The sequence below is a fragment of the Nostoc cf. edaphicum LEGE 07299 genome (assembly GCF_015207245.1).
GTDB lineage: Bacteria > Cyanobacteriota > Cyanobacteriia > Cyanobacteriales > Nostocaceae > Nostoc > Nostoc edaphicum_B.
Genome location: NZ_JADEXF010000360.1, coordinates 1 through 5,086 on the forward strand (window position 1 = coordinate 1; position 5,086 = coordinate 5,086).

Annotated in this window: 5 protein-coding genes; all 5 read left to right on the forward strand. The window is 37.8% G+C overall.

Annotated elements, in window-relative coordinates; translation table 11 throughout:
• Positions 1-120: 120 nt before the first annotated feature.
• Positions 121-1,164 (forward strand): phosphate ABC transporter substrate-binding protein PstS, encoded by a 1,044-nt coding sequence (pstS, locus tag IQ229_RS12510; RefSeq protein ID WP_194044122.1) that lies wholly within the window; start codon positions 121-123, stop codon positions 1,162-1,164.
• Positions 1,165-1,335: 171 nt separating this feature from the next.
• Positions 1,336-2,310: a phosphate ABC transporter permease subunit PstC gene (gene pstC / locus IQ229_RS12515; RefSeq protein WP_194044123.1), complete on the forward strand. Its 975-nt coding sequence runs from the start codon at positions 1,336-1,338 to the stop codon at positions 2,308-2,310.
• A gap of 77 nt (positions 2,311-2,387) precedes the next feature.
• On the forward strand, positions 2,388-3,269 hold the full coding sequence (gene pstA / locus IQ229_RS12520) for a phosphate ABC transporter permease PstA (protein ID WP_194044125.1): 882 nt from the start codon (positions 2,388-2,390) through the stop codon (positions 3,267-3,269).
• Between the two features lie 79 nt (positions 3,270-3,348).
• Entirely contained in the window at positions 3,349-4,128 is a 780-nt protein-coding gene (gene pstB, locus IQ229_RS12525) for a phosphate ABC transporter ATP-binding protein PstB (RefSeq protein WP_194044127.1), read from the forward strand.
• A 658-nt stretch (positions 4,129-4,786) separates the two neighbouring features.
• Positions 4,787-5,086 (forward strand): ATP-binding cassette domain-containing protein (locus IQ229_RS12530; protein ID WP_194044129.1); only part of this gene is annotated, 300 nt, incomplete at its 3' end.

Consider the following 5,086-nt stretch of genomic DNA (forward strand, 5'->3'; position numbering starts at 1 on the left):
TATTTAAACATACCTTAATTTCTTGCTCATCAATTGTTAAATAAGCTTTAACCATACAAAATGTAGCCTATTTTAAGACTGGAATTACAGCAGTAAAATATTCCTTTAATCAGAGGTAATATGATTTTTTCGACCGCCAAATTGAATCGTGTCGTTGCTACTTCATTAGTGACAACTTCTATTGCAGTTAGTCCATTTTTTGGTGCGATCGCACAAGCTGAAACTATAAATGGTGCAGGAGCAACTTTTCCGGCTCCGCTTTACGAACGCTATGCTCGTGAAGTGAAGAAGAAATATCCAGACTTGAAAATTAACTACCAAGCAATTGGTAGTGGTGGTGGTATTCGTCAAGTCATCGCTGGAACCGTTGACTTTGGTGGTAGTGATGCTGCAATGAAAGATAATGAAATTGCTAAAGTCAAGAATGGTGCAATCTTAGTACCCACAGCAGGCGGTGCTGTTTCTGTTGTTTATAATCTTCCAGGCGTTAACGATCTCAAATTATCCCGCGCTACACTACCAGCAATTTATTCAGGTCAAATTACCAAATGGAATGACGCGAAAATTAAAGCTGATAATCCAGGCATTAATCTACCAAATCAAACAATTAAATTTGCTGTTCGTGCCGATGGTAGCGGTACAACTTTCATTTTTACGAATCACTTGAGTGCCATCAGCGGTTATTTTAAAGGCAGAGTTGGAACTAACACCGCTCCAAATTGGAATCTGCCAAATGTCCTCAAAGGCAAAGGGAATCCGGGCGTAGCTGCTATAGTAGCTCGTACTCCTGGTTCTATTGGTTATGTTGAATATAGCTACGCTGTCCAAAATAAGCTGAAATCAGCATTGGTACAAAATAAGAATGGAGAATTTGTTGCTCCTTCTTTAGAATCTGCAAATGCAGCTTTATCAACTGTCAATTTCCCAGACAACTACCGCGTTTTTATAGGAGATCCAGGACAAGGTTATCCAATTGTCGGTCTTACTTGGATGATCGTTTACAAACAGTATGCTAATTCTGCTAAAGCTGATGCAATTAAGAAATGGATTAATTGGGTATTGAAAGACGGTCAACAATATAACGATGACCTTAACTACACCAAAATTCCATCTGATGTAGCAAATCGAGTGCTTCAGACAGTGAATAGCTCTGTCAAGCCTTAATTTGCAATTTTTAGGACTTACTCACAAGAGTCCTCCAATTACCTTAAAAAGAGGGGTATTTAAAAGCCCCCTTTTTAAGGCTAGAAGGATTATTTTATTACTTTTAATCCTTAATAGACTGAGTTAATAACTCGCTCTACTAGTAAGAAAAATCTATTTTCTTGATTTGTAATGGCAAATTTATCAGATGATTCAAATCTAGGCGATGAAAATTTCAATCTAACTACTACCAGCGGCACAAATTTCTGGTTTGACCAAGGTTTTACACGGCTAGTATACTTTTTTGCTGTGATTACCGTTGCAGTACTATTTTTGATGAGTTGGGTAATTTTACACGAAGCTCTACCAGCCATCAAGCAGTTTGGAATGGGGTTTTTGTGGGGACAAGATTGGGATACAGGTAATCAGATTTTTGGTGCATTACCTTATATTTATGGAACTTTGGTCAGTAGTGCGATCGCTATTTTATTTGCTGTTCCAGTGGGAATAGCAGTAGCCTTAGTCACAAGTGAAAATTTCTTACCTTCATCGCTGCGAATCACCCTAGCATTTGTTGTTGAATTAATTGCTGCAATTCCCAGTGTAATTATTGGTTTGTGGGCGATTTTTGTCTTTATTCCTGTTTTAGAACCTCTACAAAAGTGGTTAGCCAGTACTTTTAAATGGATACCATTATTTAATACAGAAGATCCTTCTGGGACTAATATGCTGACTGCTGGGGTTATTCTCGCCATAATGATTTTGCCCACAATGGCAGCAATTAGTCGTGATGTCTTAATGGCTATCCCTAAAGAATTGCGTAGTGCATCTATGGCTTTGGGTGGCACTCGTTGGGAAACAATTTTTCGAGTCTTGCTACCATCTGGATTTTCTGGAATAGTAAGTGCAGCAATGCTTGCTTTAGGACGGGCTTTGGGTGAAACAATGGCCGTTACTATGGTGATTGGTAACTCTGCTCAAATCCGTGCTTCTTTACTCGATCCAGCTTATACAATTCCCTCTGTATTAGCTAATGAATTTGCCGAAGCTGAACCGGGTTTGCATATAGGTGCTTTAAGCTATTTAGCATTAATTTTATTTGGGTTGACTTTAACTGTAAATATTGGCGCTGTACTATTGGTGAAGTGGGTTGGCAGGAAAAATTAATAACACTATATCGCTTTTAAAATTCTATAAATATCTCAGCGTAAAAAGACAATTATCAATAAAAATTTTTCAAACTTATGAGTGGTTATATTCAGTTAGAAAAAGATGAATCTTTGGCGGCAGAATTATGCAGTCCTCTGCCAAAAAAGCGGGTAATATTTACATACGCAATGAATGCGATCGCTTTTGGTCTTACAGGTCTAGTACTCATTCCTTTATTATCAATTTTGTGGGAAATTTTCATCCGGGGAATATCTGGACTCAAACCAGAAATGTTTGTCAAAGCAGTTATTGATAATGGCTTTGGCAATGCCATCTTGGGAACCATAATCATGGTGGTAATTGGTGCTATTTTCAGCGTTCCCACGGGGATTATGACAGGAATTTTCTTAGCAGAATTTAATCAAACTAATCCAGTTGCTAGTATCGTTCGTTTTGTTACTAGTATTCTTACAGGCGTGCCCTCAATTGTTGTCGGCGTGTTTGCTTATGGTGTAATAGTTTTGGTAACTAAAGGATTTAGTGCGATCGCAGGTGGTTTTGCTTTAGCCGTAATTATGCTACCTGTAATTATATTGACAACAGAAGAATCCTTAAAGCTGATTCCCACATCTCAACGCCTCGCCTCTGCTGCTTTAGGCGGAACTCGCTTCCAAACTACTTTTCGCATTGTTGTAACTACTGCAATCCCCGGAATTACTACAGGTATTTTATTAGCTGTAGCTCGTGCGGCTGGTGAAACAGCACCCTTAATTTTTACTGCTTTGTTTAGTCTAGATTGGTCAGAAGGATTGTTAAGTCCTACAGCTTCTTTACCAGTATTGATTTTTAACCTCTACAACGACCCTGACCCACAAAAAAGTCAATTGGTCTGGACTACTTCTATAGTTCTACTCGGCTTAATTTTATGCGTCAGTATTCTCTCTCGCTTAGTTATTAGGCAGAGAAAAATAAATTGAAGAATAATTCATACTGAATTCTGAATCCTGACTCCTGAATTCTGTTTTTATAAATTTTTATTTCACACCTTGGGCAAGTATGAGTAACCTAATTCCAGCTATCAAAGTTAAAAATATCAGCTTTTACTATGGGACAACAAAAGCCATTGAAAAGGTGTCGATAGATATTTATCAGAACCAAATAACCGCAATTATTGGCCCTAGTGGTTGTGGTAAATCTACCTTTATCAAAATTCTTAATCGCATAAGCGAATTAGAAGGCCCTGTAAAAGTTGAAGGAGATGTAGAATTTTTTGGTCAGAATATTTACGATCGTCGTGTCAACATCAATCGATTACGCCGCCAAATTGGTATGGTGTTTCAAAAACCAAATCCTTTTGGGATAAGCATTTACGAAAATGTTGCTTACGGGATGAGAATAGCAGGTAGGTATTCAAAATTAGAATTAGATGAAATTGTTGAATCTGCTCTAAAAAGTGCTGCTCTTTGGGATGAAGTCAAAGATAAGCTCGATAAATCAGCTTTAGGGCTTTCTGGTGGTCAGCAACAAAGATTATGTATTGCCCGTGCCTTAGCAGTCAAGCCGAAAGTTCTGCTAATGGATGAACCTTGCTCGGCTCTTGACCCCATCGCCACCATGAAAGTTGAGGAACTACTTCACAGTTTACAGTCTGAGTTGACAATTGCGATCGTTACTCATAATATGCAGCAAGCCGCTCGCGTCTCTGATTTTACGGCTTTCTTTAGTACCGATGAAAGTCGGATTGGTCAAATGGTTGAATTTGGCGCTACAGAGCAAATCTTTAACAACCCATTAGACCCCCGCACCCGCGACTACATTTCAGGGCGTTTCGGTTAAGATACTTTCAAGCGTGACTTATTGATTTTTATCGATCTAGCTTGCACTAGAAGATACTCATAAAATGTAGTTTAAAAAAGTTACTAATTTATTTTTATAAATAAATTAACTCCTCACTACCTATGAGGAGTATATAATATTCAGATTTTTATTTCTACGTAGCTATTTTAAATCGAACCATACCTAATCCTTGTTCATCAGAAAAGATAGTATATCAGTAAACCACAAACTTTTAAAAGCCAACGTAAAAACAAGGGTTTCAGCCATTGTTAATCAGGAGTATTGACCATTGGTTTTAGAGGGATCTTAGAGCGATCGCTTGAAGATGACTAGGGTGATCGTCTGAAATGCTCAACAAAACGCTGTTTTGTGATATCCCTGGTTTTGGCTGAAATGTTTGCTTGGTAAAGCTTCTAAAAAACTTTTTGGTTTACTGTATATAGTTAAGGTGTGAAAAATGGGTATAAAAAGTCTGTAAAAGATAAATTTTCGAGCATAACTTTAATACAAGTATCGACTAACAGTTTATCTGCTGTATAGCTACTGCATGGCTACGTAATTTCCATGAATATCTTCTTTTGGGGGTAACATAGTGAAACAGCGGCGCTAATTTGTACTACTTTACCTAGTCAAGTTTTGTTTCACACGTTTTAGGAATATGAGTAAACTAATTCCAGCCATCAGAGTCAAAAACTTCAGCTTCTCTTACGACACTCAAAAGATAGTTGAAGGCGTGTCAATGGATATTTACCAAAACCAAGTCACGGCAATTATTGGTTCTAGTGGTTGTGGGAAATCTACTTTTCTTAAATCGTTAAATCGCATGAGTGAATTAGAAGCAGAAGTAAAGGTTGAAGGAAGAGTAGAATTTTTTGGTCAGAGTATTTATGAGCGTCGTGTTAACATCAATCGCTTACGTCGCCAAGTTAGTATGGTTTTTCCCAAACCAAATCTTTTT

Coding starts and splice junctions, on each gene's coding strand:
- pstB (WP_194044127.1), top strand. CDS start 3,349: ATGAGTAACCTAATTCCAGCTATCAAAGTTAAAAATATCAGCTTTTAC.
- pstS (WP_194044122.1), top strand. CDS start 121: ATGATTTTTTCGACCGCCAAATTGAATCGTGTCGTTGCTACTTCATTA.
- pstA (WP_194044125.1), top strand. CDS start 2,388: ATGAGTGGTTATATTCAGTTAGAAAAAGATGAATCTTTGGCGGCAGAA.
- pstC (WP_194044123.1), top strand. CDS start 1,336: ATGGCAAATTTATCAGATGATTCAAATCTAGGCGATGAAAATTTCAAT.